Here is a 23,986-nt window from a genome sequence, read left to right as displayed (position 1 = left end):
AGCGTCAGGCGGAGCAGTATGCCGCGCGCCGGTGGTGCTATTTACGCAGCTCACACTTCCTCCTTCCCGTGGGTCGATACACACACCGACGTACACATGCCTTCCGTTCACAGTTGACGGAGCGCGTAGACGAGCTCTTGACGAAAAGCCCGCAGCTCAGCTTCGGTCGACATAATGGAACGCCCGCAGTTATCCCCCCAATTGTTCAGCGCTAAGCGAATGGCTTGACACTGCACTTCATCCCAGCCGGGACCTTGCATCTCGGCACGAACATCAGCGCTAAGATCTTTCACTGTCGCCATCAGATCGTCCGCATGTTTCTCAATCCAGACGAGCTGCCGGTCAATCTCCCGAGCAAGGTGCGACATGTCAACCCCACTTCTGGTCGCCCAGATTTGGTTTCTTCTTGGGCATGTTACTTTTTGACGTACGACGCTCCCGCATCTCAGCTTCGACTGCAGCAACTGGTCGGCCGTAGCGTTTACGGGATAGATCACGCACCTGCCGAGCCAACCCAGTACGTTTTCTTGGTGGCAGCGTGAGGCCCGTGACTGGGTTACTGACTCCCTCAGGAGTCATCAGCCGGGCGATCACTTCAAAGTCGCCAAGTTTGGTAAAGTCTTCGTCGCTCACCTGCCGACCGAAATCGCGCGCAAACAGAAAGGCATCGCCAGCTGCGGTCTGAAACACGACTTTTGTCCTGGCGTTGGCCATCACCGCTCCGCGGATATCCGGTGGCAGGTCGTTGACGTTCTGAGTAGCCAACACCGCGCCGAGGTTGAAAGAGCGAGCCCGGGCTAGCAAATCCGCTGTGCCGACCGGCAGGTCAAGCAGCGCAGCAAATTCATCCAGGAACAGGAAGTTAGGCCGTTGCGCTCGTGTAGCCTTGGCAGCGTTCCAGATGGCGTTCATAAAGAGCGCTCCGGCAAGACTAGCTGTCGCTTCGCCGACACCCGACAAGTTGACCAGCAAGATCTTGTTGGCAGCCAGCACTTCGCCCATCGTGAAGCTGGAACGAGCTTGACCAATGATATTGCGAATCTCTTTACGGGCGTTGAGTTGCCAGATGCGGTCCATCACTGGCTGCACATAGCGGTCTTGCTGCGCCCGCGGCTGATCCATAAATCGCTGCCAGAAGTCGCGAAGCTCCTGATCTTGTACAGAGGCGATCAGCTCGTCCCGCCATGCCTGCTCTGCCGAGTTCCGCGGCATCAGCAACGACGCCAGATCGACGAAGGTGTAGCCCGGCTGGCTGACCAAGGTCATCAGGCCGTGATAGAGCACCTCGCGGACATAGACACTTCTGGTATCGCGGTAAAGGTGTTGAAAAAGCGCGCACAGCTGCTCGACCGCTATGTCAGGTTTTCCCTCAGCCAGGAGGTTGAACGATACAGGGAAAGCCGTCTCACGAACATCGACAATAACGACGTCTTGTAGGCGATGCTTGGGGATGCGCTCGATCAGTTCAAAGAAGAGGGCTTGGTCAGCATCGGCCTTCGTCTCGACCACAATGACGCCAAAGCCTTGGTCGACAAGCGAGGCGGCAAGGTTGGTGCAAAGTGCGGTTTTTCCCGTGCCGGTCGGGCCGGCGACCAAGACGTGCTTGCAGGCGTCGGCAGCAGTAATCGCGAGCGGACGTTCAGCGCCCGGAAAGTTGCTGGTGGCGATGACCAACTCACCAGCCCTCGAAATTTCTCCAGTGGCTGGCAGATGGCGAGTGCGACTTCGAGGCAGCCCGGCAACATGAGGCCGTCCCAGCGGCCAGGCCGTGAGGCTCAGCAGCTCCTTGGCCGCGAGCTTCATCGGGAAGGCCAGCACAGCGCGGGCCTCTGAGATGCGTTTCAGGAGTCGCCGCCTGGGCACCAGCCGTCGTCGGAACCCGTTACCGGGACTGCGGGCGCTGCCAAGTGCGGTCTGAACGCGATGGACAAGCTGACGGGCACGGGCATCCGTATCGGCTTTGGCGGCAACCCGCAGCACTGCCAGGAAGTTGGGCTCGGCCAGCTTGACACGCTGGTCGTCGATGTCGTCCTTGTTATTGGAGGGCGACAATAAGCGCATGGCCACCCGTGCCTTCAAGCCGAATCCGGCATTGACAGCCCTCTGTTGCGTCGGTGGATGCGCCGGCACCGCGGGTGCGACAACCAGTTGCAGCAGAACGACTTCACCGGGGTTTAGGGTCTGAACACTGGCCAACAGGCTGGTGGCCAAGACTTCAGGATCCGGAATGGACAGGCGACGTCGCGGATTTGTCATACCCAGCTCGACTGCCGACATCCAGGCGTACCGCAGAGGAGATGCCGCCGGTGCTACCCGCGTGCCGGGCACCAACGAGCGCAACTGGCCGACGAGGTAGTCAGCGTGAGAAGCCGGAACCCTCAGTCGATGCTGGAGGCCGCGGTCCGTAGCTTCCAGTTCGAAGATGACCGTCGCAACGCCACGAAAGCGGCGAGGGCCAGCAGTCAGCAGGCCGCTAAGCGCACGGACCCAAGCGAGCACCTGCTCGGGACGGAGGTCTGAGGGGAAGGTTAGGAGGTGGGCACGCACAGCTGCCCCTTGCCAACGACGTCTGATCTTCACAGCGGACACTCCAGGAACCCGAAGCCTTCAGCAGGAAGAGAAGAAGCCCACGCTCTCGGCTGGCGTGGGCTTTGCATCCGCGCGCACTACCAGCGCGTGCTGCGGTAGTAGATGGTGCCGAAGATGACCACCAGCACCAGCCCGAGGAGCAGGTAAGGCAGCAGTGGTTCCACGGTCCACCAGAGAATTTGAATCGTGACGGCAACCAGGACCGCAGTCACCAAGCCGGCCCGGAGTCTCTTCACCGAAGCCGCCGGAGCCGTTCAAGGTGTTCCATCCTGGCTCGAGCATGGTTGTAGATGTCGTCAACCTCTTGGAGCGCGGCATTGGTTTCGTTCTCGACAGCCGCGGCCCGCGCCACGAAGTCGGCCTGAGCTTGCGACCTCGCCTGTCCTCTCATGATGCCGGGCACAACAAGCAGCGCCAGGATGACAACAGCGAGAGTGATTGGCCAGTACGTCACGGCTGCCCAGATGACAGCGACTAGCGCAGCCACCGTTGTGACCGCTGCGCCGAGGAAGGTATAGGCGCCCATCGTCACCAAATCTCGTCGTAGCGCTGGTCAAGCCGACGCTGAGTTCGCAGCAGCCCGTGGGCAACAGTCATCTGGATCTGGCCGTACAGGGCGTTGAGCACCGGGTCATGACCAGTCAGGGCAAGGCGATCTTGGTTCAACCTCGCCAGCCGTTCCATAGCGTGTTCGCCTACCTTGGTCATGCCGTCGATCTTGGACACAGCCAGCGCTGTGGCGTTGTAGACCTCGTGACTGCGCTTGGCCAGCTCCTGGTTGGCGGTGCGTTGGGTTAACCACGTGTTACCGCTGTTGATTCGCCGTTCTAGTTCGCCCATAATTCCTCCCTGTGCGTCCAATGCGCGAAGCCACTCGGTATCGCTTCACTCACGACTGTGCATGCAACCCCTCGTACAGAAGGTCTCAATTTTTCGTGAGAGAGTAAAGCCCCCAAAGTGTGGTAACTCCCTGGCAAGAGGGTGGCAGGCTAGTGGCAAAAAATTGGCAGAAGTCTGGCAAGACACCGGCACGAAACTGGCATCTTAAGGGAGTCCCGGGTGACGGAAATTCCGATTGAAAAGGCTCTAGCCAGCCTTAGACTTGGCCTAGGCGCTCGTGACCCTAGAAACGTGGACAAGCTCGATCACAGGCTTCGAGAAGCTTGGCAGATCCCGGTTGACGCCGAGCGCCACTCCGTCCTCAATCAGATAGCGAAGGAGGTGGATCGACTTTCAGAATACATACCAGACAACCAGCTTAGGTTCATATATCGCGCCGCATACGGTCTTGAACCTGAGATTCCTCAAAGGGAGCTTGGTCGCCGGCGAGTGGAGATTATGCGTATATGCAAGATGGGAGAAAGGACCGAACGAAAGGAAGAAGATCGAGCTATCTCCTTGGTTGCATCGTACATTGTACTACTTTCCGACGCAGAGACCTCCGCGCCGATACAGCCTAGTTCTGATAAACTTTCCTCCGCTTATAGCGATCAGTCGTTCCCCAGAGCGCGCAACTTTCGCGTCGACGACTGGCTCCAGGAGAGAGTAGATATCTCTATATTCATGGAGTGGTACAACAAGCTAAACATTACCGAAGAACATAATATTCTGGCGACCGAGGACAACCTGACCGACGTTTGCTTTCTGCTAACCTTGCCTGTTCGTGAAGCTGATTCGGTAGAACACTTTGAACTTGAGATCCGAGATGGCGGCAAGCGCGATTGCAAAGACCCTGCAGGCTATCGGTCCTGGGGGTATGGACAACCCTTGCAAAAGATGGTGGCGTCTAATGAGCCAGGCTGGGAGGTCTCCGCAGTCTCGACAAGTTGTTACTACGTCAAACGGACACTCGACCGACCGCTCACAAAAGGCGAGAATTATCATTTCCGTATAGATATGAAGATAAATGGACCGATACTGCAGTCGTATACATTTTCCCCGATAAACCGATGCGGTCAATGCCACTTCAGCCTGACCTATTCACCAGACATGAAGGTCTTCCCGGAGGTATACGTAGTGAAGGGCGTACCTTCTCAAACACTTCAAGATTATAGGACGTATCTATGCGCCCTTAAAATCGACGAATCAGCACGTACCTACAGTCTTATCTCACCACAGTACAGTGCCGCGGTGGAGAGCTGGCTTAGGAACTACTGCTGGTACATCTTGCACGATGACAGTATAAGTATAGAGTTCGCCCGGTTGAAGCCGTCCTTTGCCTACGGCTTCGTATTGAACTGGACTACCACTGCGGGTGGGCACCTTCCTCGATCCGCAAACTAGATCGAGGAAGGCGCAGACGCGCAACCCAACTAAAGGAGAAGTCAAGGATTAGGACTCCCAGTCAAGAAAGCGTTGCGCAGCTGCTTCAGCAAGAGCTGTTGTGAGGGTGCTGTAATAAACCTCAGGGTCCGTCCGCCTCTCGGCATGTTCTAGGCCTCTCACATGCAACTGTTCGATTTGCTCGACCGTAAACCTCATGAACTCACGAAACTCTGGCCTTGTCGTCATTCTAAGGAGCCCGTCTCGTGTCCTTCGCAGACGCGCCAGAGCATCTTCAGCCTCCCGACGGTCAGCTTCCCAGTTATATGTCATACAAACACCTCGAATCGTCGGCAAGTATGCACCCAGCCACAAGATGCGCGAATGGACCCCCGTTTTAGGATTAACATTTCTCGCGTAAATTTGCAACAGCAAACACATCTTTGTGTAAAGCCCTACTGAATGCCGCCCACCGAGGTTTGTTCATTGGCGGCTAGCAGAAGCGATTCCGATCAGCTGCTCTGGGAGCCTGGCCTTCGAAACTGGGTTAACTACCCATCGGTTAGCAACAAGCCCGTGTAGCTACCGTGCTGCATAGATCTCTTCTTGGAGCAGACTGAACGCGGCATCCATCTGAGCACGAACGACATCCCACGCCCAGGTTGGGTCATGAAGGGGGAACGGCAAACCGAGCAGGTCGTGCGCGTCGATGAGCTTGGCCGACGGCCGCGTATGCTGACCCGAGTTGCGGATCTCCCTGACAGCGTCCATCACTTTGATTGCTTCCTGAACGCGACCTTGGTCGATGCTCGTGAGTTTCTGCACGAGATAATCAAGGAGCCGCCCAGATGGATGTCGCGGTCGGTCTCCAGGCACTTGCAGCTCGCTCAACAACTCTCCAAGGGCACTGAGTCCGGCCTGAAGGTCACTGAAGGTTGCGGCAGCTTGGACGAATAGTGCGGTCCGGTCTATAGCAGGCTTTCTGACGAGTTGCTTGTCCAGCACGAGCTCACAGGTAATGTCAAAGTTGGTGATTGTCCGCGCAAGTGCCCGTGGATCACGTCGTTCAAGGATTGATGGAGGTTCCTGCGGGGTGGTTGCTGCCGTGATTGCGTTCAAATACTCGTCAACCGTCGAGAAGTTGGCCTCCATGAGCAGCGACCCCAACTGGCCTGTAACTCGGTTGACGTCTCGCTGAATGGACATGCTCGGCCACTCGTGTTCTGCGATCGCAACAACCCATGGAAGAAGCGTCGGGCCGTCACCTGCCTCTTTCAAGGGCTCGCTGAGGAGAACCTTTACATCTGGCACATCGAATGGGTGATCGGCAATTTCCGCGCGCGCTGCGGACAGGTCGCGCAGATACTTCAGCAAGATATCGTTAATCTGCCTGGCGCGGTCGTCTTTGATGTGGAAGAGTCCAGCCATAGTTAGACATATGGGACTGGTCGATTGCAGTGCGCTCGTACCAATTTGATCCGTCCAGATGGCACTATAGCGACCGCGGTAGCCTCGCAACCCGATCGAAGGAAAGGATCTAATGACCTCCCTCGCATCCAGTCCGAGTTTTCTCATCTGATAATCAACATAGTTGTACACAGGAAACTTCTGATGCTCAGAAAACAGAGGCCACACGATGTTCAGCAGTTCGAGCTGTGGCTCTTCCAAACGCTCCATCAGGATACTCATGGATCCTCCTTGTGGCAGGCAAGCCCACAAACGTATCGACGTCGTCAAGCTATTTTGACGCCACACGGATCAAGAGTATTCCGAAGGTCACAGGCAAGGATCGGCGGTAATTCAACCTCCACCTCCTACTAAGAGCCCTCCCCGATCGTCGAACCAGTGGTGACCAGCTGCGCAATAGTCTCATCGAGCTTTCTTACAGGCATGGATCTACCTTCGAGGTTTCGAATCATAGCCAGGAGCTCGCCGAGGCCGTTGTGATACCGCATGCAAGTCACAACCAACGCAAGCACGTGGTACCGGGCGTCAACGGAATACGGGACGGAGTCGGCAATCTCCGGACGCAAACTCTCCAGCAACATAATGCGACTAGAAGTATCACCAACTACCGGAATTGCCAGCAAAGCGTCGACAAAAGTCATCAGGCCATCCTGCGAAGCGGGATCCACTCCCAAAAGGACCTCAGTCAATCGATCGCGCGGCACATCCGACATCTCGTCACCCATCGCGCGAATCCATCCATTCTTTGCACCCCTGGACTGATACGCATCTGGATTTGCACTTTGGCTATGTATGATCACATTCGCATAGAACCATTCCGAAGCGACGACTACCAATGGACTGGACAAGTGAGTAACCGCCAAGGCTCCCCTGCGGTCTAGCAGCCGGAACACATGAAGCAACGCTTCACTGGCTGGCCCATGTTCGTCGTAGTGAAGCTTCCCGGCATGTACCGCCATGTGAAGCCGCATCCCGCGCGTTTGCTGGCGATGTTCGTTGTACGCGTGCAGTCCTGCAAGGACAAGGTGAGGCAACCTGCTCACCAATCTAGTCATTGTGATCGCTTCAGGGACGAGCACGAGGAGTCCGTCACCGCGGTCGTAACGTTCACATTGAAGCCACGGGACCGCAGCCTCGTTGAAGGCGTACTCCAAGACCCCGTACAGGTTACGTCGGGCAAGGAGAAGATCCGCAGAGGTCCACCCCGCCGCCCGATCCGCTTCACTCATTTGCACCAGCACGATGGACATACGCCGACCTTCAAGTATCTGCTCTGGCGAATGTTCGTCCGTCGTCGCGGCGTCAACGAATGCCCTCTGGACAATTGAACTAGCAGATCCCTCTTGAGTAGTGCGAATACCCTCCACCGGTAGCCTTTTCGCCGGCGGTTTTCGCGCTTCCATCGCTCTCAGTGCGGCGCTCAGACCTGCCTCAATAGCAATTGTGGAGGCTACGTCGTCGCGCACCAGTTGTTGTTGAGCTAGCGCGACGGTCTCCGACAAGCCTGCTTCTATGTCAAGCAAGCCAGAGAAGTCTTGAACTATCCGACCGTATGCTTCGGTATCAGCTTCGTCTCTCAGATTGTCGATGTTGTCATACTCGGTCACTGTCGCTCGCCCCCACCGCAGTTACGAAGTCGACGAAGGGCCGCTCTTGCGTCGCGAATCAAAGAGCGCACTCCATCAGGCGTCATCTCAAGAGCGTCAGCAATTTCTGCTGTTGTCCCCCCGTCATAGAGCCACGCCAATGCTTGGCGTTGCCTCATATTGGATAGTCGACCTAGCCAGTACAACAGATCATGCCTATGTTCGATGTCGTCCAAATTTGCGAGCGATGCAACCAACGGCGCGCCAACGCAGTCCGGATGCGGGATGGGGGAGGAATCTTGACGTCGCATCAGGTCACACCCTCTGCGGAAGGCTACTAGTTTAACCCAGCCAAGTGGATTCACGAGTGTTGTCCACTTTGGAGGGAGTGCAGCAATCATGGCCTCTTGTGCGCAGTCTGCCGCGTCGTGTACAGAGAATCCTGCCGTAACAAGAAGAGCCACGACCCGGGGGAGGCTGTCGATGTAGAACTTGGAGTATTCCGCCAGTTCGGCAGACTCGTCATCCATCAGCGCCCCTTCAGCGTCGACCGACTAGGCTGTGCGCCAGGGCCAGGGCCGCACCGGCCGCACTTCCGCCAATGAGGACCGCGTTCTCTACGCTCATCGTTGCTCCATAGCCCAGCAAGCCTGCCATGAGTCCTATAGTGCAACCAATCGATAGAACTACCGCGGCTCTGAGGCTAAGTAGCGGGTCTGGTCGCTGCAATATCATCACGTCCCTATCCGTGGTGGTGCATGCCATCTCCTTTAAGTCGTAACCTCACCACGGAAGCGTGGGTAACGAGATGGTAACGAGAATTGATCTACGCGGCCTACGCGCAAGGCCAGGGCGTTTGGATTACTTGGGCCGCGTACCAACAGCAGCTACACCTGTGCTCCATTTGCCAGGGCACACTCATCAAGTTGAACGATCTCCGTAACCGTGGACATCGGTCACTGCGTGAACAAGTTGTTGATCTTCTCGAACATCATGCTCGCCGCGTCCAGCGTCTCGGCCGGGACATGGTGCGGGTCGTCCTCGATCTGGTCGGCCAGCGCCCGGTTGACTTTCCATTTCTCAAACTCGCCGTGCCCTTTGCGGGTAAAAAGCGCAGTCAGCCGATCGACGATGTTCGAGATCTGCTTCTCGTCGGCGTTGGGCCGCAAGTCGATGCTCCCGTAGGCCTTCTTCACGGCGGTCAAGAAGTAGTCATCCGGGAACAGGTCCTCCGTCTCGCCGGTCGTGTTGCCGTCCGGGGTGTAATCGCCGGTGAACACCGTTCGATTTGCATCGCCGAGCAGCCGCTCGACTAGCTTCTTACCCTCGCGCCTGCCGGGCTCATCGCCGTCGAGCACGGCCACTACGTCGATCTGGTGGCCGATCAGCATGCTGGCCAGTGGAATCATGCGTGAGGCCCCGCCACTCGGGGTGATGATGATCGACGGGTCCAGGCCGGTGCGGCCGGTCGCGCTCACGGCGTGGTCGAGGGCTTTGAATATCCAATAGTCCGTCATGCCCTCCACCGCGACCTGGCGCTTGGAGATGAACAGCGACTGCGCCAGCTGGTAACCCAGTGCCGCCTGCAACGGGAACAGCGCGTCCTTGTCCTTGGGCCACACGTCCTCGCTGATCTTCGTCGAGCCGGTGGTCGGGTCCTCGTAGACCGGCCGGACCGTTTCCAAGTGCTCGGCGTCGATCATGAACGGCGAATGGCTGCTGTAGAGGACCTGGTTGTCCTTGGACAACTTCCGCAGGAACTCCACGATCTTCGCCTGGGCCAAGCCGTGCAACGACGTGCCGGGCTCGTCGAGCAGCAAGATGCTGTTGACATGCGCGTCTTCGGCCTCCACCAGGAACACAAGAAAGAAGGAGAAGAAGTACTGCATACCGACGCTGCGCTGGTCGAGCTCGATCTCGCTTGGGTCAAGATCATCCGACACCCAGATCCGCAGGTAATCCGCATCGGCCTGGTAGCGGAACGTGTGCCGCCGCTGTAGCCACCACTCCCCGAACTTCCGGGTCATCGCCTGGGACGCGGAGGACGTGCGGATGGCTCGCTCGTCGATCTGACGGCGCACGGCATCGTTCTCCGGCTGTCCAGGCTGGTGCACACCGAGCCGATGGATTTCGCGCACATCCAGGCCCACATGACGGAACAGGCAGTGTGTGGTGCGGACACGCGGCGCGTGCGGGGTGGAGGTGAGCTGCTGGATGAACGTCGGGACGTGCACGGAGCTGTCGAGCACGTCGTACCGGTCGAAGTACACGAACTGCGGCATCTGCTTGACGACCCAGTCACGAGCCTCACCAAGTCGCACGTGTGTGCGACTGCGCCCAACGACCTCGCGCAGCGGCTCGGCAACCGGGTTCAGGCAGGGCTGCTGCCACTCCTCGTTGATGTGCTGCGTCACGGCCGCGAGCAGCGCCTCGGCCTGTGCGAGGGAGACGATCGCGTGGTTCGAGGGGATCGCGTTTACGGCGTTGGTGAGCGCGGCGCCGATCTGTTCCTTCAGTACTCGCAAGTCCTCACCGCGGCCATCCGGCGCCACCGCGTCGGCGAGAAGACTCCGCGCTTCTTCCACCGCCTGGTCTGCCTGCCGCCTGGTCACGATCTTCACACCTTGCTGAGGAGTGAAGCCGACGACGTACTTGCCCGAGTAGCGGCGAGTCACCTCAGCCGTGGTCACATCGGACAACGCGGCGGTGATTTCGCTGAGCTCGGCGCGCTCGTCATCGTTCAGCAGCAGCCGGACGCTGGCCACCGGCCAATCGTCGTCGTCGAACTCGTCGGTGTACCGACGGCGGGGAAACTCCCGCAGCCCGTCGTAGCCTTCACCATCCGACGGCTTGATCTTGGACAGTCCACGGAGGACGGCGGACTTGCCGGCCTCGTTCTTGCCCACAAGGACGGTCAGGTCGTGGCAGTTGATCCAGCCGGTGTCCTCGATGCGCTTGTAGTTCTGAACCCGGAAGGCCTGAAGTTCCACCTGGACATCTCCATCACACTGTGCGGCCCGGTATCCAAACCGGACGATTTGCTGAGGGTAAAGGCCACCTCCGACAGATGTGGCGACCGCCACACTGAGTCCCGCTGGAGCACAACTTGAGGCGGCTAGCCCGAGCCTGCTGAACGACCAGAAAACCCGCCGACAGCAGCAGCCGCGGCGCGTAGAGTCGGCCGGATCGTTGTTGAAATGAGGTAGCTGTGGCGTTCAAGGGTGGGAGCACCGTCGGCCCGCCGCCGGAGAGTCCGGAGTCGCTGTATCGGGATTTGCCGCGTCGGCCGGATGCTGTTCCGGGACTCTGGATCCACCAGGGTGACATCCTGCGCGAGTACCGGCTCAAGCACACTGAATCCACCGATGTCGCGCTGGAATTGCCTACCGGCACCGGTAAGACCATCCCTGGTCTGGTGATCGCCGACTGGGTGCGCCGTGTTCGGCGTCAGCGCACGGCGTATGCATGCCCGACCCAGCAGTTGGCCCGTCAGGTGGCGTCGATCGCCGCGCGCGAAGGCGTGCCGGTCTCGCTTCTGGTGGGTTCGCATCAGCGCTGGCCAGCCGACGCCGAGAACCGGTATGTGGCCGCTGAGGCGGTCGCTGTCACCACCTACAGTTCGGTGTTCAACAGCTCGCCGAAGCTTGCGCCCGCCGACTTGTTGCTGTTCGACGACGCCCACGCGGGCGAACAGTACGTCGGCGAGCAGTACGGCGTGCATGTCAAGCGGCGCGACCTGCCCGCCATCTACGAGGCTCTGCTGACGGCGGTGGGGCCCGCGCTGGACGGCATGCTGCTGCAGCGGCTGCGGGATGCCTCACCTGATCCGAATGCGTATAACCAGCTTCGGCTGGTAGTGCCGCTTCGCCACATGGGGATGACCGCAGTGGTGGACAAGGTGCTTGCTGGGCTGGATGGGCCGTTGTGGCACCGCTACTCGATGATCCGCGGCGGACTGGCCTCATGCCTCGTGTACGTCTCCTACAGCGGCATCCTCATTCGGCCGGTCGTTCCGCCCACCTGGGACAATCTGCTATTCGCCGGTGCCCGTCAGCGGCTGTACTTGTCCGCGACCTTGGGCAACGGCGGCGAGCTGGAACGTTCGTTCGGACGCACGGGAATCAAGCGGTTGGCGCTGCCAGCGACAGCACCGACACCACGGTCGGGTCGCCGGTATTTTGTCTTCCCTGAGCTGGTCGAGGGCACCGATCCAGCCGAGCTGGCCCGCACCATCGTCGCCTTGGCGGGTAAGGCGCTGGTGCTGGCACCGGATACTGAGACCGCGGTGTCGCGAGCGCAGGGGCTCGCCCAGCCCGGCTGGCCGGTGCTGACTAAGGAACATGTCGAGAACGGCCTTGAGGCATTCGGCGCGCTGCCTAACGGCACCTGTGGCCTGGCCGCCCGCTACGACGGACTCGACCTGCCAGGTGACGCCTGCCATGCAGTCGTGTTGGATGGCAAACCGGACCAGGACACCCTGCAAGAACGGTTTCTGACCGAACGGGTACGGGCAGGAACGGCGCTGGCCGAGCGAATCCGCACCCGTGTCGTGCAGGGTGCCGGTCGGTGCACGCGCGGCCCGAACGACTGGGCCATCGTGGTCGTGTTGGGCGCGGACCTGACTAAGTACCTGCTCTCGCCGGAGACCTGGCGGGCACTGGACCCAGAGCTCCAGGCGGAGATTCAGTTCGGCATTCGCAACAGCCGCAACACCAGCTCAACTGACGTGTTGGACAACGTGAAGGTCTTCCTCGATCAGGCAGATGCCTGGCGCGAAGGCGCTGAACCACATCTGCTGGAATACCGCCAGGGCGCCGTGCGGGTACTGCCGGACGGTACTGACTCGCTGGCTAAGGCGGTCGACTCCGAGATCGAGGCGAGCACGTTCGCCGTCGCGGGACGATGGGCCGAAGCCAGCCGCCACGCGCAGGACGTCGCCCAGAAGCTCGCGGTCGGCGGCACTGCGACTCATGGTTATCGGGCCTTCTGGCTGTACCTGGCTGGCGTGTGGGCCGACCAAGCTGGTGCTGACAGTGGCGACATGGGGCTGCGCCGCACTGCCCGGGAGCTGGTTCGCAAGGCGGAGGACACCTCAAAGCCCGGCACTTGGACAAGGGAGTTGCCGCCGCTCCCGGATGCGCAGGCCGAACCGTTGGGACCGCAAGACACCGCCGCAGTGGTGGCGCTCGCCCAGCGGGTGATCTCCGGGATCGACCGGGACCAGCACGATGTCACCGTCACGGCCATGTTGGCTGATCTTGGCCAAACCGATGCGACGATCTACGAGCCCGCCCTGACCCAATTGGGGCTCCTGCTCGGTGCGGACGCGAGCAAGCCCGCTGGTCGTGGTCGTTGCGACTCCACCTGGTGCTGGGAAAACACCCTGTGGATCGCGGTCGAGGCGAAGAGTGAGCAGTTGCCGGGCGGGATGATCCACCACAAGTACGTGCGGCAAGCCGGTGACCAGCTGCGGCTGCTCGCTGCCGACCGTCACCAGGACGCCGCGCCCGCGGGGAGCGTGACCGTGATCGTCTCGCCGAAGCCGGCGGTGGATCCTGACGGGGCGAAGGGAGCTGAGGATCACGTGTACCTCGTCCATCCCGACGTGATCATCGAACTCGCCCGGGACGTCCAGGCGGCGTGGGCGATCGTGCTCGCCGAGCAGTCCGGCAAGCAGCCCGCCGAGCTCAAGCGACTGATTGCGGTCACGCTCGAGCAGCGCGGGATCCTGCCGATGCAGGTGCGGGAACGTCTCACACCGCAACCGATCGCGGCTCGCTGACCGACCAGTCCGGAGCGACGAAAGACGTGCCTAGGACCAATGCCGGTCGGTTAAGTCGAACCAAGATCAACTTCGTGAATGGTCACCAGCGGAAACAGGCCCGATCAAGATCAATAATCGCGGTTCCGGACACCTAAACGACCGGCATTGTGCCTAGGACAGCGGATCACTATCTGTTCGTCTTGGCCGTCAGAAGGTAAGGTTCTCGGCCGCACGCTTCATGAAAGGCCCGCTCGAAGGCACCGTCAGACGAGCACTGCGGGTTAGTGGGAAACACTTATGCCCGCCTTCACCCCTTCGCTACGGCCTTCGCGGCTTTCTTGAAACTGCGGACCTCGGCAAGCGACTCTGAACTGGTGACATCGGCAATTGAGCGCCGTGAGTCCTCCTCCCCGTAGGCGCCAGCGGCCTCACGCCAGCCCGCTGGACGTACACCGAGTTGCTTACCGAGTAGCGCGAGGAAGATTTTCGCCTTCTGCTCGCCGTAGCCAGGAAGTGCTTTGAGCCGCTTCAGCACCTCGGCACCATCGGGCTTGTCCTGCTTCCAGATCTTGTCGGTCTTGCCGTCGTAGTGCTCGACGATGTACTGCGCAAGCGCATGTACCCGGCGGCCCATAGAGCCGCCGTAACGGTGGATCGCTGGCTTGGTCACGCACAGCTCGACGAACTCGTCAAGCTTGGTCTCGGCGATCTTGGTAACGCTGAATCCACCCATACGGTCTGAGATCTTCTTCGGACCAATGAAGGCAATCTCCATCGCGATCTGTTGATCAAGAAGCATGCCTGTAAGCAGGGCGAACGGATCCTTACTGAGCAGCTGGTCGGCCTCTGAGTCGCCGGTCAGGTGAAGTTCGTGCGGCATGGCGACCATCCTGGCATGTGTATGGCCGCGGTGCGCTGGCTGCTGCGCGGCAGCACGATCCTGGTAAGCACGCCGTGAACATCGAGGCTTCGGCCGATTGGCCGTCCATGAAGGGTCCTGTGAGCGTGGCGTGCTGCGAAGAATTCCTCCACTTGTGGCGGGCGGCGAGGCCGTTCAATACGGGTCGGTGAAGTCCTGTAACTGTGCTGGCTCGTCCGGCGATACCGTGACATTGGCCGAGGACGCTGTCCAGCGTGGCGAGGAAAAGGACTGCAAAGATGAATAGGCAGCGCGTCGTTTACGCCTCCGGCGCCCTGGTTAGCCTCTTCATTTGGTGGCTAGTGAAAGATCCACTTACAGCTGGTGTGGGTGGTTTCGTGACGTATGTCATCGGCCTGGCCATAGAGACATGGGCAGTGGATCTATTGCGTGGAAAGAAGTCACATGCCTCGAGTGACGCGCCAGCAATGACTCGCGCTGACAGCAACTCGATTCGTGCAGCGAAGACAGCGGCTGCCGTGGTAGCTCCAGCGCGGCTGCCTGCTGTCCAAAGGCCTATGGAATCTCGGCCCTATCGTCGTCGATTTCAGAGACGGACCTTGCTGCTGGCTGCGACGTCGCTTGGTGTCGGCGGTGTTGCTTCTTGGTTAGTTGTGAGCCACAAGCGAGATGACTCGATCAAGGTGCTTACAGGACATTCTGATGTGTTGTTCTCTGTGATATTTAGCCCTGATGGCCGGACTGTCGCCAGCGGATGTATGGACAAGACGATTCGGATCTGGGATGTCGAATCGGGCTCCATCCGATCGACGCTTGCGTTAGGAGAACCTGGCGGCGGGCTCGCTGATCTGAATTTTAGCCCTGATGGCAGGACGATCATGGCAAGTGTTGGCTGGACGGCTGGCTTGGGGGAGCGGGCTGCCTTCTGGGATCTGTCCGCCGGGAATCGCTTGGGAGCGATCCAGCTGCAAGGTCAGCACAACAAGTGTGCCTTTAGCTCGGATGGCACGCTACTGGCAGTCGCCGGGGCGCAGAAGACCATCGCGCTGTGGGATATCAAGACGCGCAAACAGGTCGGCACGTTCGTTGGCCACAGCGGCAATGTCGCCGATGTCGCTTTCAGTAAGAACGCTAGGTTCCTCGCAAGCATTAGTTCGGATAATACGGTCAGGTTGTGGGATGTTGCCTCTCGCCAGCAGGTCGCAGCGATCAACGACACCGAAATCGGGAACACCGCCGCCTACATCACAATCAGTCCTAATGAGACAATGGTCGGCTATACGATGAGCCCCGGCGGTTTCAAGCTCTGGCGTGTGTCGAGCGCAACTGCAAGTGACATCGACAGCGGTGTCCATCCATCGGCGAGTTCCCCAGTATTCAGTCCTGACAGCCGCCGGATCGCGTGCGTTGAGCAGTCGGAAGGTAAATGTGTCGTGCGGATATTCGACGTTGAGACTAGAACTGAAGTGGCAATGCTTTATGGGCACGACAATGCGATCACCTCGCTCGCGTACAGCCCTGACGGCAAAACGCTGGCCAGCTGCAGTTTCGACAAAACGGTGCGAATCTGGTCGGCTGCATGATTACCTGAACAGGAGCTATGACTGGGTTGCGACCAAGTAATCGGTCGGCGTCGGCGTCACCGGTTAGATGAATTGCATGCGGTATGACTGTCATCCTGGCACGGATGTAGGCCCATAGCACTGAGTTGTCGTGCCCCTGCGTCAGGTTGCTCGACCGTAATCATCTAACTAGAAAATGTCGTCTGACCTGCGAAGATAGACGCACCCATGGGGCATTTCCTGGTAGAATCACCTTGCCAGAACCACATGGTTACTGAATGTGCTGATCAAGCAGCATCCCGATCAGCAACGCCAACGGCTCCTTGGCCAGCAGCGCATCAGCCTCAAGCTCCCCAGCCAGGTGCAACTTCCGCGTCATGCCCGACATCCTGGCACGCCGTGCCCCTGGGAGCGATGCAGACGCAGTCGATCATGCCCCGGATCGGCTAGGTGCACGACCCCAGGGGGTCCAGCTTGTTCTGGAGTACATATCCAGAAACACCTCGGTTCTCCACCGTTCCATAGTAGCGGTATCGGAGCGGTGGATATCCTGGAGAACGATCAACGATAAACACGTCTTTGGGAAATACCTCACCGATATCCTTTCCGGCATCGTTGACGATATTGCCCCGGACGGTTACCTCATATCTATCACAGTCCGACGACGACGACGAACTGCTCCACGGCTGAACGATGAGGATTGTCGCGACAGCGATTCCCACGGCTGCCGCAAGGACCCATCGACCACGTCCGCGACCGAACAGGCGACTATTCACCGACCTGGTTCCCAAAGTGGTGAACTCGTGATGCCGGTCCGCACCCTGCGTCTCGACTGCCTCATCCGTGGAGACGTCACGGACCTCGTTCACGTCTTCCGCTGCCCGGCCATCGGAGTCGAAGGCCTCGTCTCGCAGATTCTTGAGCAAGTCCAGTACAGCACCTCCGACTCTCGCGGATCCACACAGTGCTTTCAAGACGTCATCGGGCGCACGCTTCTCACCTCGAAAAATGCGAGATAACGTAGATCTCGAACCGATCCCCGCCCGTTCCAGGTCCTTGAGCGTGGCCGACCCGGTTCGGTCACGAACATCTTTCAGCATCTCGAGGTAACGTTTCATCGGTTCAGCCCGCAGCCGCCCAGTTGACATCCCCGGTTCCCCTTTCCGTCCCTGGGAATCGCGTTTCCGCTGTTGAAAGCGCTGAGAAATCTTTGAGATCCCAAATCGTACCGACTGGCTGGCACCGTCAGGCAATGCCACTCCATGCTGTTCCCACAGGCGTCACACGGTTCGAGATTGGTGACCCACTCGCGAGATCGCCTTGGTTCATAGTGACTTCTTCACTTCAGATGTGAACAGTCGTCACTCACACAGCTATCAGAGGTAGCAAAGCCTATGCCACGCCGAACCCATTCACGGCTTCATCATGTCAGGAAGAGCACTAAACCGATACGCAGAAAAATACATCGGTTTCCGATTTGCCCGACGACGGGCAAACGTCGCCTGGGCGAGCGCAAAGATGTAAAACTTGCACTTCGGGCGACAAAGCACGCCCGGTTGGCCGCCCAGCTCGCCAATACAGAACCCTCTCGCCGCGAAATCCGGGGATATCGCTGTAACGCGTGTAGAGGGTGGCATCTGACATCGCACTCCGTATGGGGACGCACCGCGTCACATGCACGCTATGAACACGAGCCGGTCGGTCGAGTAGACACATCGTTGATCAAGCATCATCCCGTGAGCAGGGCCAACGGATCCTCAAGTCCGCATAGTCGTTCGTCGGCCTCCGGTGGGGCTGGAGCGGCGGGCCGGGATGATGTCAGCCGGCTTCGGTGACTATCTCGGCCAGTTTGTCGGCCAGGTGGCGGGTTGCGGCCGCGATGCCGGACCAGCGTCGGGACAGGTCGAGGTCGAACTCGAGGGGTCTACCCCGGGCGTCCAGCACCACGCCGCCTGCTGAGGGCAATGTGACCATGGCGGCGGCGAGGTCCATGATTCGGTGGGTGTCTGATCCGGGGTCGACGAATGCGTCCATCGAGCCCTCGGCGACGAGTGCGGCCTCGAGGCAGGTTGTGGAGAGGACGCGTACGCGGTCTACCCGGTTGGCTACGCGCAGCCATGAGGACATGCTGTTGTCCTTGGGCCGCAACATCGCTATGGATGATCCGTCCACTGTGGTTCGTCCGGTGGTGCGGTAGGGCGTGGGCTCGTCGGCCAATGCCCACCAGGTGCGGCCGGTGTCGAGCCAGAGGGTCAACGCCTCTGTTGCTACGCCGTCGCGGACGACGGCGCCCGCGAAGCAGGACAGAGGGACGCCCATCGCTGCGTTCGCGGAACCGTCCATGGGGTCGATGACCAGGGTTATGGCTGAGCCGTGGTCGACGAAGCCGACTTCCTCGCTCAGGAGGTTCACTCGATTGCGTGACACTGATTCGAGGATCGCGCCCTCCACCAATGCGTCGACGCGCATCGTCGGGGTGCCGTCGGCGCCCGTGTCGACGACCTCGGCCAGCTCTTTGCGGGCGTACTGGGCGCGGGCGACGCCGTAGGCCGCGGCGGCGGCACGGGCAGCGTCGGCTAGTGGGGCGTGGACGCCGTCAGGCAGGTCGGGCGTGGGCACCGGCCAGGTGATCATCGACATACATGCACGGTACGAGCGGTTTCTCGACTCAGCCAAGTGGGAACGCGAATGGCCATCTCTTCGTTGCGTAATCATAAGGAGGCGCTGTGCAACATACGGGGGACGGTCAGCACCTGCTCGTGGTCGACGACGAACCTGGAATCACCGAACTGTTGTCCACCACGCTCGACCTCGCCGGCTACCGCGTTTCGACCGTGCAAACGGGTCGCGCGGCACTGAACGCCGTCGAGACCGGGCGGCCGGACTTGGTGATCCTGGATGTGATGCTCCCGGACATGGACGGTTTCACGGTGTGCCGCAGGCTGGCCGAGCGCGGGCACTCCCCTCCGGTGCTGTTCCTGACCGCGCGCAGCTCCATTGAGGACACTGTGACCGGGCTCGGCATCGGCGGCGACGACTACGTCACCAAGCCCTTCCATGTCCTGGAACTACTCGCCCGGGTGCATGCCCTGTTGCGCAGGTCCGGCCGTACCGACGAGCAGGTCCTGCGCAGTGCCGACCTGATGCTCGACGAGAGCAAGTTCCAGGTCACCCGGGCCGGTGAACCGGTCGAACTGACGCCCACCGAGTACAAACTGCTGCGGTACCTGATGCTCAACGCGGGCCAGGTGATGACCAAGGAGCAGATCCTGCAGCACGTCTGGCAGCACGATTTCGGCGAGGGCGTGGTCGAGAAGCTCGTCTCCCGGCTGCGGCACAAGCTCGACGCCGGCCGCCGCCCGTTGATCCACACCGTTCGCGGCTTCGGCTACCGGATCGTCGAGAACTAATGCCCCGCAAGGGAATTCGAGCCGTCCGCAAGCGGCTGCTGCTCGGACTGGTGGCGCTGACCGTGCTGGGCATGGTGGTGATCGACCTGGCTGCGCTGTTCGTGATGAACGTCTACGCGACCGACCGGGTCGACCGTGCACTGGTCGAGGCGCAGCACTCACTGCCGATCATCAACGGCCGCGCGATCGTCGTGGACGGCCTCACGCTCGAACAGCAGCTGCCGGAAGGGTTCTTCGTGGCCGTGGTCGCCGACGACGGCCGGATTCTCACGCGCAGCAAGCCCTACTCGCTCACCGGCGAGCCGATCACCCCGCCGTCGATCCCCGATCCGGTCCCGGCAGGCTGGGCCGGCGAACCGATCACAGTGTCCTCTTCGGACACGCGATTCCGGGTGCAGCGGTTCGACATCGGCGACAAGGCCACGATGAGGCTGCCCGGCTACGCCGAGCCGGTGCGGTTCCGGTCCGCGGTCGTCGCGGGCTCGCTCGCGCCGGGCGAGGACGCGGTGCAGCAGTTGCTCGTGTTCGAGCTGATCGCGACCGGGGCCGCGGTGATCGCGGTGTCGATGTTCGGCGCACTCGTGCTCAACCGTTCTCTCAAGGAACAACGCGCGGCCGAGACGCGCCTGCTCAGCTTCGTGGCCGCTGCCACGCACGAGTTGCGCACGCCGTTGACCACAGTCCGCGGCTGGGCCGAGCTGCATCGGGTGTCCGGGAAGCCGGAGCTCGCCGGCCTGGCGCTCAGCCGGATCGAGCAGGAGGCCAACCGGATGAACGACCTGGTCGACCAGCTGCTCGAGCTGAGCAGCCTGGACCTCAACCGGGCCCTGCGCCGGGAACAGGTGGACCTGCGCGGGATCGCGGCCGAGGTGGTCGCGGACATGTCCGTGCTCATGCCGGACCGGCAGATCACCCTTGAGGCACCTGGAGAAGTCGTCGTCGAGGGCGACGAGATCCTGCTGCGCCAAGTCGTCCGCAACCTGGTGAGCAACGCGTTGAAACACACCGGAACCGCAGTGACGGTCACCGTGCGCCGGGGCCAGCTGTCGGTAGCCGACGAGGGCCCAGGCATGGCTCCGGAGGTCGCCGGCCAGATCTTCGACCGCTTCTACCGCGCCGAGAAATCCGAGAGCGGTACCGGCCTGGGCCTGGCCATCGTTCATTCGGTGGTCAGAGCACACGGCGGCGACGTGGCCGTGACCACCGCGCCCGATTCCGGCACCACATTCACAGTTTCCCTGCCCACCGTCAGCTCTTCGTCAGGTACGTGACAGCAACGGGTCAGGTTCGCGCGGTTACGTCGAAAGGGACGACAAGGAGAGGTGCGATGACTGAGATCCTGTCCGACGCCCCGCGATTGCCCGTCAAGCGCTCCACCAGACTGGATCCTCCAGCCGGAGTGCAGGAGCGAGGTCCGCTTAGCAGACTCACCTTCGCCGACGGCTCAGCCGGCTGGCTGGTCACGTCGCACAAGCTGACCCGCACGGTCCTGGCCGACGCCCGGTTCAGCGCTCGCGGCGAGCTCCGCAAGTCGCCGATCCGCGACGCCGTCAACGACGAGCCCACCAAACCGGGCATGTTCATCACGCAGGACGCGCCGGATCACACGCGCTACCGGCGGCTGCTGACCGGGCAGTTCACCGTGCGGCGGATGAACCAGCTGATCCCCCGGATCCAGGAGATCGCCAACGAGCACATCGACCGCATGCGCAGGCATGGCCCGCCGGTGGACCTGGTGCAGCAGTTCGCGTTGCCGATCCCGTCGCTGGTGATCTGCGAGATCCTCGGCGTGCCGTACGCCGACCGCGAGCAGTTCCAGCACGACTCGAGCAGGCTGCTCAACCTCAACAGCTCGATCGACGAGGTCAAGGCTTCGATCAAGGCGATCGAGGACTATCTGCTCGGCATGATGCCCGGCAAGCGAAGCCGGCCGGGCGACGACATGCTCAGTGGCCTGGCCACCGGCAGCGACCTGTCCGACGAGGAGATCTCCACGATGGGCTTCCTGCTGCTCATCGCCGGGCACGAGACGACCGCGAACATGTTGGCGCTGGGCACTTTCACATTGCTGACCAATCCGGATCAGCTGGCGTTGCTGCGATCGGATCCCGGTCTGACCGACAACGCCGTGGAGGAGCTGCTGCGCTATCTCACGATCGTCCACTTCGGAACAACCCGGACCGCGATCGAGGACGTGGAACTGGACGGCACCCTGATCAAGGCGGGTGAGCCGATCGCCATCCACCTGCCCGCCGCCAACCGGGACCCGATGCGGTTCGTCGAAGGGGATCGCCTGGCGCTCAACGGAACCCCGACCGGGCACGTGGCGTTCGGGCACGGCATCCACCAGTGCCTGGGCCAGCAGCTGGCCCGCATCGAGATGCGGATCGGCTTCAACACCCTGCTGCGCGAGTTCCCCACGCTCCGGCTCGCAGTGCCGGCCGAGCAAGTGCCGATGCGCGACGACATGGCGATCTACGGCGTGCACGAGCTGCCAGTCGCCTGGTGAAGCTGTGCCCCCAATGCCAGATTGGGGACGTTGGATGCCCCCAATCTGGCATTGGGGGCATCCAGAAACGCGGAGGCTCAGATCAGGCCGAGGGACTTCACGGCGTCGCGCTCCTCTACGAGCTCGGCGACCGAGGCGTCGATCTTGGCGCGGGAGAACTCGTCGAGGTCCAGGCCCTTGACGATCTCGTAGTTGCCGCCGGACGAGGTGACCGGGAACGACGAGATGATGCCGTCCGGCACACCGTAGGAGCCGTCGGACACGACGCCCGCGGACACCCAGTCGCCCTCAGCAGTGCCGTTCACCCAGTCGTAGACGTGGTCGATGGCGGCGTTCGCGGCCGAGGCGGCCGAGGACGCGCCCCGGGCCTCGATGATCGCGGCGCCGCGCTTGGCCACGGTCGGGATGAACGTGTCGGCCAGCCAGGCCTGGTCGCTCACGGCCTCGGCGGCGTTCTTGCCGTTGACCTCGGCGTGGAACAGGTCCGGGTACTGGGTCGCGGAGTGGTTGCCCCAGATCGCCAGCTTCTTGATGTCGTTGACCGTGACACCGAGCTTCTTGGCCAGCTGCGAGTACGCGCGGTTCTGGTCGAGCCGGGTCATCGCGGTGAACCGCTCGGCGGGCACGTCCGGCGCGTGCGACTGGGCGATCAGCGCATTGGTGTTGGCCGGGTTGCCGACCACGAGCACGCGGATGTCGTCGGCGGCATGCGCGTTGATGGCCTCACCCTGCGGCTTGAAGATGCCACCGTTGGCTTCGAGCAGGTCACCGCGCTCCATCCCCTTGGTCCGCGGCCGGGCGCCGACCAGCAGGGCGATGTTGGCACCGTCGAACGCGACATTCGGGTCGTCGGTGATGTCGATGCCGGACAGCAGCGGGAACGCGCAGTCGTCCAGCTCCATGGCGGTGCCCTCGGCTGCCTTCAGCGCGGGGGTGATTTCCAGCAGCTTCAGCCGAACCGGGGTGTCCTGGCCGAGCAGCTGGCCCGAGGCGATGCGGAACAGCAGGGCGTAGCCGATCTGGCCGGCCGCGCCGGTAACGGTGACGTTGACGGGGGTGCGGGTCATTGCCTTCCGATCCACTCCAGAGCGAGTAAGGGGGTCTCGGGCGCGACCAGCCAGCTGCAACCAACACGGTCTCAGCGCCGGGACCAGCTACGGCAGGTTATCAACCGTTCAGCACACGGTCCCGCGCCGGTGATGGGACTCTCATCGGCTCGGTCGCGCCGGTCATTTACGCACCGCAACACGCCCGGCGTCGTCCCAGCCAGGCTGTTGATCAGCCACAGTCGCGATGCCGGTCGCGTGGGGCGGGGTGGAAATGGCCGGCTTTGGCGACCGAGCCCGTCCGAGCGAAGCGAGGACCATCAGACGCTGTTCTGCAACACGGATCTGGGTGATGGCGTAGGCGGCCAGGTAGCCGATCAGTGCACCGGAGGTGTTCGTGATCAGGTCGTCCACGTCGAAGATCCGGTACACGAACGGGGCCGTACCGAAGTTGCCGCTCAGCTGGGTGATCTCGATCAGCAGCGACACGCCGAACCCGATCGTGACGGCCTGTTTGAGAGTGCGCCGCCACAGTAGGTACGCGAACACGCCGAGCGGCACGAACAGCAGGACGTTGAGGAAGAACTGCTTGGCTGCCAGCAGGTCGCCGCGAGCTGTGTCGAGCACCCATTGGAACGGCAGCAGCTGGATGGTCTGCCGGAGCCGGGGAGTGCCCGGGCCGGGCAGCGGCAGGAACACGACGGCGAGCGCGAGGGTGGCGTACAGCGTGACGACTCCGCTGACGAACACCCGCCTGCGCATGACCAGCAGCACGACCGGCCAGATCAGGGCGAAGCCGATCAGTCCGAAGTGGATAGCGGTGAGCTGCGCCGAGGTCATGCTGACGACGTTAGGAAAACGCCGTCAGCAAAACTTCGGCCGAAAAGCTCAGCCGGGTCGGCCGTATGGTC

The 23,986-nt window shown here is 61.2% G+C and carries 19 protein-coding genes; 6 read left to right on the top strand and 13 right to left on the bottom strand.

The genetic code is table 11. From position 1 onward, the window contains the following. Positions 1 to 107: 107 nt before the first annotated feature. From JOF56_RS14990 to JOF56_RS14970, 5 genes are all read right to left on the bottom strand, one after another. Positions 108 to 368 (bottom strand): hypothetical protein, encoded by a 261-nt coding sequence (locus tag JOF56_RS14990; protein ID WP_209638198.1) that lies wholly within the window; start codon positions 366 to 368, stop codon positions 108 to 110. A gap of 1 nt (position 369) precedes the next feature. After that, the gene (locus JOF56_RS14985; protein ID WP_209638196.1) at positions 370 to 2,277 is read right to left on the bottom strand and encodes a type IV secretory system conjugative DNA transfer family protein; all 1,908 of its coding nucleotides are present in this window, start codon (positions 2,275 to 2,277) and stop codon (positions 370 to 372) included. A 389-nt stretch (positions 2,278 to 2,666) separates the two neighbouring features. Further along, a complete protein-coding gene (locus JOF56_RS14980) occupies positions 2,667 to 2,825 on the bottom strand; it encodes a hypothetical protein (RefSeq protein WP_209638194.1) in 159 nt (52 codons plus the stop codon). Further along, positions 2,822 to 3,115, bottom strand: a complete 294-nt coding sequence (locus tag JOF56_RS14975; protein WP_209638193.1) for a hypothetical protein — start codon at positions 3,113 to 3,115, stop codon at positions 2,822 to 2,824. The genes JOF56_RS14980 and JOF56_RS14975 overlap by 4 nt, the downstream gene beginning before the upstream one ends. A gap of 2 nt (positions 3,116 to 3,117) precedes the next feature. Continuing rightward, complete coding sequence (locus tag JOF56_RS14970) at positions 3,118 to 3,429, bottom strand: hypothetical protein (protein ID WP_209638190.1); 312 nt, start codon at positions 3,427 to 3,429, stop codon at positions 3,118 to 3,120. 219 nt (positions 3,430 to 3,648) lie between these two features. Between JOF56_RS14970 and JOF56_RS14965 the strand changes: the two genes are divergently transcribed. Then, complete coding sequence (locus JOF56_RS14965) at positions 3,649 to 4,872, top strand: hypothetical protein (RefSeq protein WP_209638188.1); 1,224 nt, start codon at positions 3,649 to 3,651, stop codon at positions 4,870 to 4,872. Positions 4,873 to 5,433: 561 nt separating this feature from the next. On the opposite strand, the gene JOF56_RS14960 is transcribed toward JOF56_RS14965, so the two are convergent. The 3 genes from JOF56_RS14960 to JOF56_RS60085 all read right to left on the bottom strand — a co-directional run bounded on the left by JOF56_RS14960 (position 5,434) and on the right by JOF56_RS60085 (position 10,894). Continuing rightward, positions 5,434 to 6,540 (bottom strand): hypothetical protein, encoded by a 1,107-nt coding sequence (locus tag JOF56_RS14960; RefSeq protein WP_209638186.1) that lies wholly within the window; start codon positions 6,538 to 6,540, stop codon positions 5,434 to 5,436. 128 nt (positions 6,541 to 6,668) lie between these two features. Continuing rightward, positions 6,669 to 7,925 carry an effector-associated domain 2-containing protein gene (locus tag JOF56_RS60090; protein WP_209638184.1) on the bottom strand — a complete coding sequence of 419 codons (1,257 nt, stop codon included), beginning with the start codon at positions 7,923 to 7,925 and terminating at the stop codon, positions 6,669 to 6,671. 935 nt (positions 7,926 to 8,860) lie between these two features. Beyond that, positions 8,861 to 10,894, bottom strand: coding sequence for an ATP-dependent nuclease (locus JOF56_RS60085; RefSeq protein WP_209638182.1), 2,034 nt, complete (start codon positions 10,892 to 10,894; stop codon positions 8,861 to 8,863). 218 nt (positions 10,895 to 11,112) lie between these two features. Between JOF56_RS60085 and JOF56_RS14945 the strand changes: the two genes are divergently transcribed. Next, complete coding sequence (locus tag JOF56_RS14945) at positions 11,113 to 13,686, top strand: DEAD/DEAH box helicase (protein WP_209638179.1); 2,574 nt, start codon at positions 11,113 to 11,115, stop codon at positions 13,684 to 13,686. A 289-nt stretch (positions 13,687 to 13,975) separates the two neighbouring features. Here JOF56_RS14945 and JOF56_RS14940 read toward each other — a convergent pair whose 3' ends face one another. After that, positions 13,976 to 14,548 (bottom strand): HhH-GPD-type base excision DNA repair protein, encoded by a 573-nt coding sequence (locus JOF56_RS14940; RefSeq protein WP_209638177.1) that lies wholly within the window; start codon positions 14,546 to 14,548, stop codon positions 13,976 to 13,978. A 599-nt stretch (positions 14,549 to 15,147) separates the two neighbouring features. On the opposite strand from JOF56_RS14940, the gene JOF56_RS14935 reads away from it, so the two are divergent. Next, entirely contained in the window at positions 15,148 to 16,131 is a 984-nt protein-coding gene (locus JOF56_RS14935) for a WD40 repeat domain-containing protein (RefSeq protein ID WP_209638175.1), read from the top strand. A gap of 425 nt (positions 16,132 to 16,556) precedes the next feature. On the opposite strand, the gene JOF56_RS14930 is transcribed toward JOF56_RS14935, so the two are convergent. Continuing rightward, positions 16,557 to 17,036 carry a hypothetical protein gene (locus JOF56_RS14930; RefSeq protein WP_209638174.1) on the bottom strand — a complete coding sequence of 160 codons (480 nt, stop codon included), beginning with the start codon at positions 17,034 to 17,036 and terminating at the stop codon, positions 16,557 to 16,559. Positions 17,037 to 17,928: 892 nt separating this feature from the next. Then, on the bottom strand, positions 17,929 to 18,750 hold the full coding sequence (locus tag JOF56_RS14925) for an inositol monophosphatase family protein (protein ID WP_209638172.1): 822 nt from the start codon (positions 18,748 to 18,750) through the stop codon (positions 17,929 to 17,931). Between the two features lie 86 nt (positions 18,751 to 18,836). On the opposite strand from JOF56_RS14925, the gene JOF56_RS14920 reads away from it, so the two are divergent. From JOF56_RS14920 to JOF56_RS14910, 3 genes are read left to right on the top strand one after another with little or no spacing between them, the layout of a single operon-like run. After that, positions 18,837 to 19,520 carry a response regulator transcription factor gene (locus tag JOF56_RS14920; RefSeq protein ID WP_209638170.1) on the top strand — a complete coding sequence of 228 codons (684 nt, stop codon included), beginning with the start codon at positions 18,837 to 18,839 and terminating at the stop codon, positions 19,518 to 19,520. Next, the gene (locus tag JOF56_RS14915) at positions 19,520 to 20,791 is read left to right on the top strand and encodes an ATP-binding protein (protein WP_209638168.1); all 1,272 of its coding nucleotides are present in this window, start codon (positions 19,520 to 19,522) and stop codon (positions 20,789 to 20,791) included. The genes JOF56_RS14920 and JOF56_RS14915 overlap by 1 nt, the downstream gene beginning before the upstream one ends. Positions 20,792 to 20,847: 56 nt before the next feature. After that, on the top strand, positions 20,848 to 22,029 hold the full coding sequence (locus tag JOF56_RS14910; RefSeq protein WP_209638166.1) for a cytochrome P450: 1,182 nt from the start codon (positions 20,848 to 20,850) through the stop codon (positions 22,027 to 22,029). A gap of 77 nt (positions 22,030 to 22,106) precedes the next feature. Here JOF56_RS14910 and JOF56_RS14905 read toward each other — a convergent pair whose 3' ends face one another. Further along, positions 22,107 to 23,096: a malate dehydrogenase gene (locus tag JOF56_RS14905; protein ID WP_209638164.1), complete on the bottom strand. Its 990-nt coding sequence runs from the start codon at positions 23,094 to 23,096 to the stop codon at positions 22,107 to 22,109. Positions 23,097 to 23,258: 162 nt separating this feature from the next. Continuing rightward, positions 23,259 to 23,915 carry a VanZ family protein gene (locus JOF56_RS14900; RefSeq protein WP_209638162.1) on the bottom strand — a complete coding sequence of 219 codons (657 nt, stop codon included), beginning with the start codon at positions 23,913 to 23,915 and terminating at the stop codon, positions 23,259 to 23,261. Between the last annotated feature and the right edge of the window lie 71 nt (positions 23,916 to 23,986).

Source organism: Kibdelosporangium banguiense (assembly GCF_017876405.1).
Classification (GTDB): Bacteria; Actinomycetota; Actinomycetes; order Mycobacteriales; family Pseudonocardiaceae; genus Kibdelosporangium; species Kibdelosporangium banguiense.
This window is presented reverse-complemented; position numbering and strand designations above follow the sequence as displayed.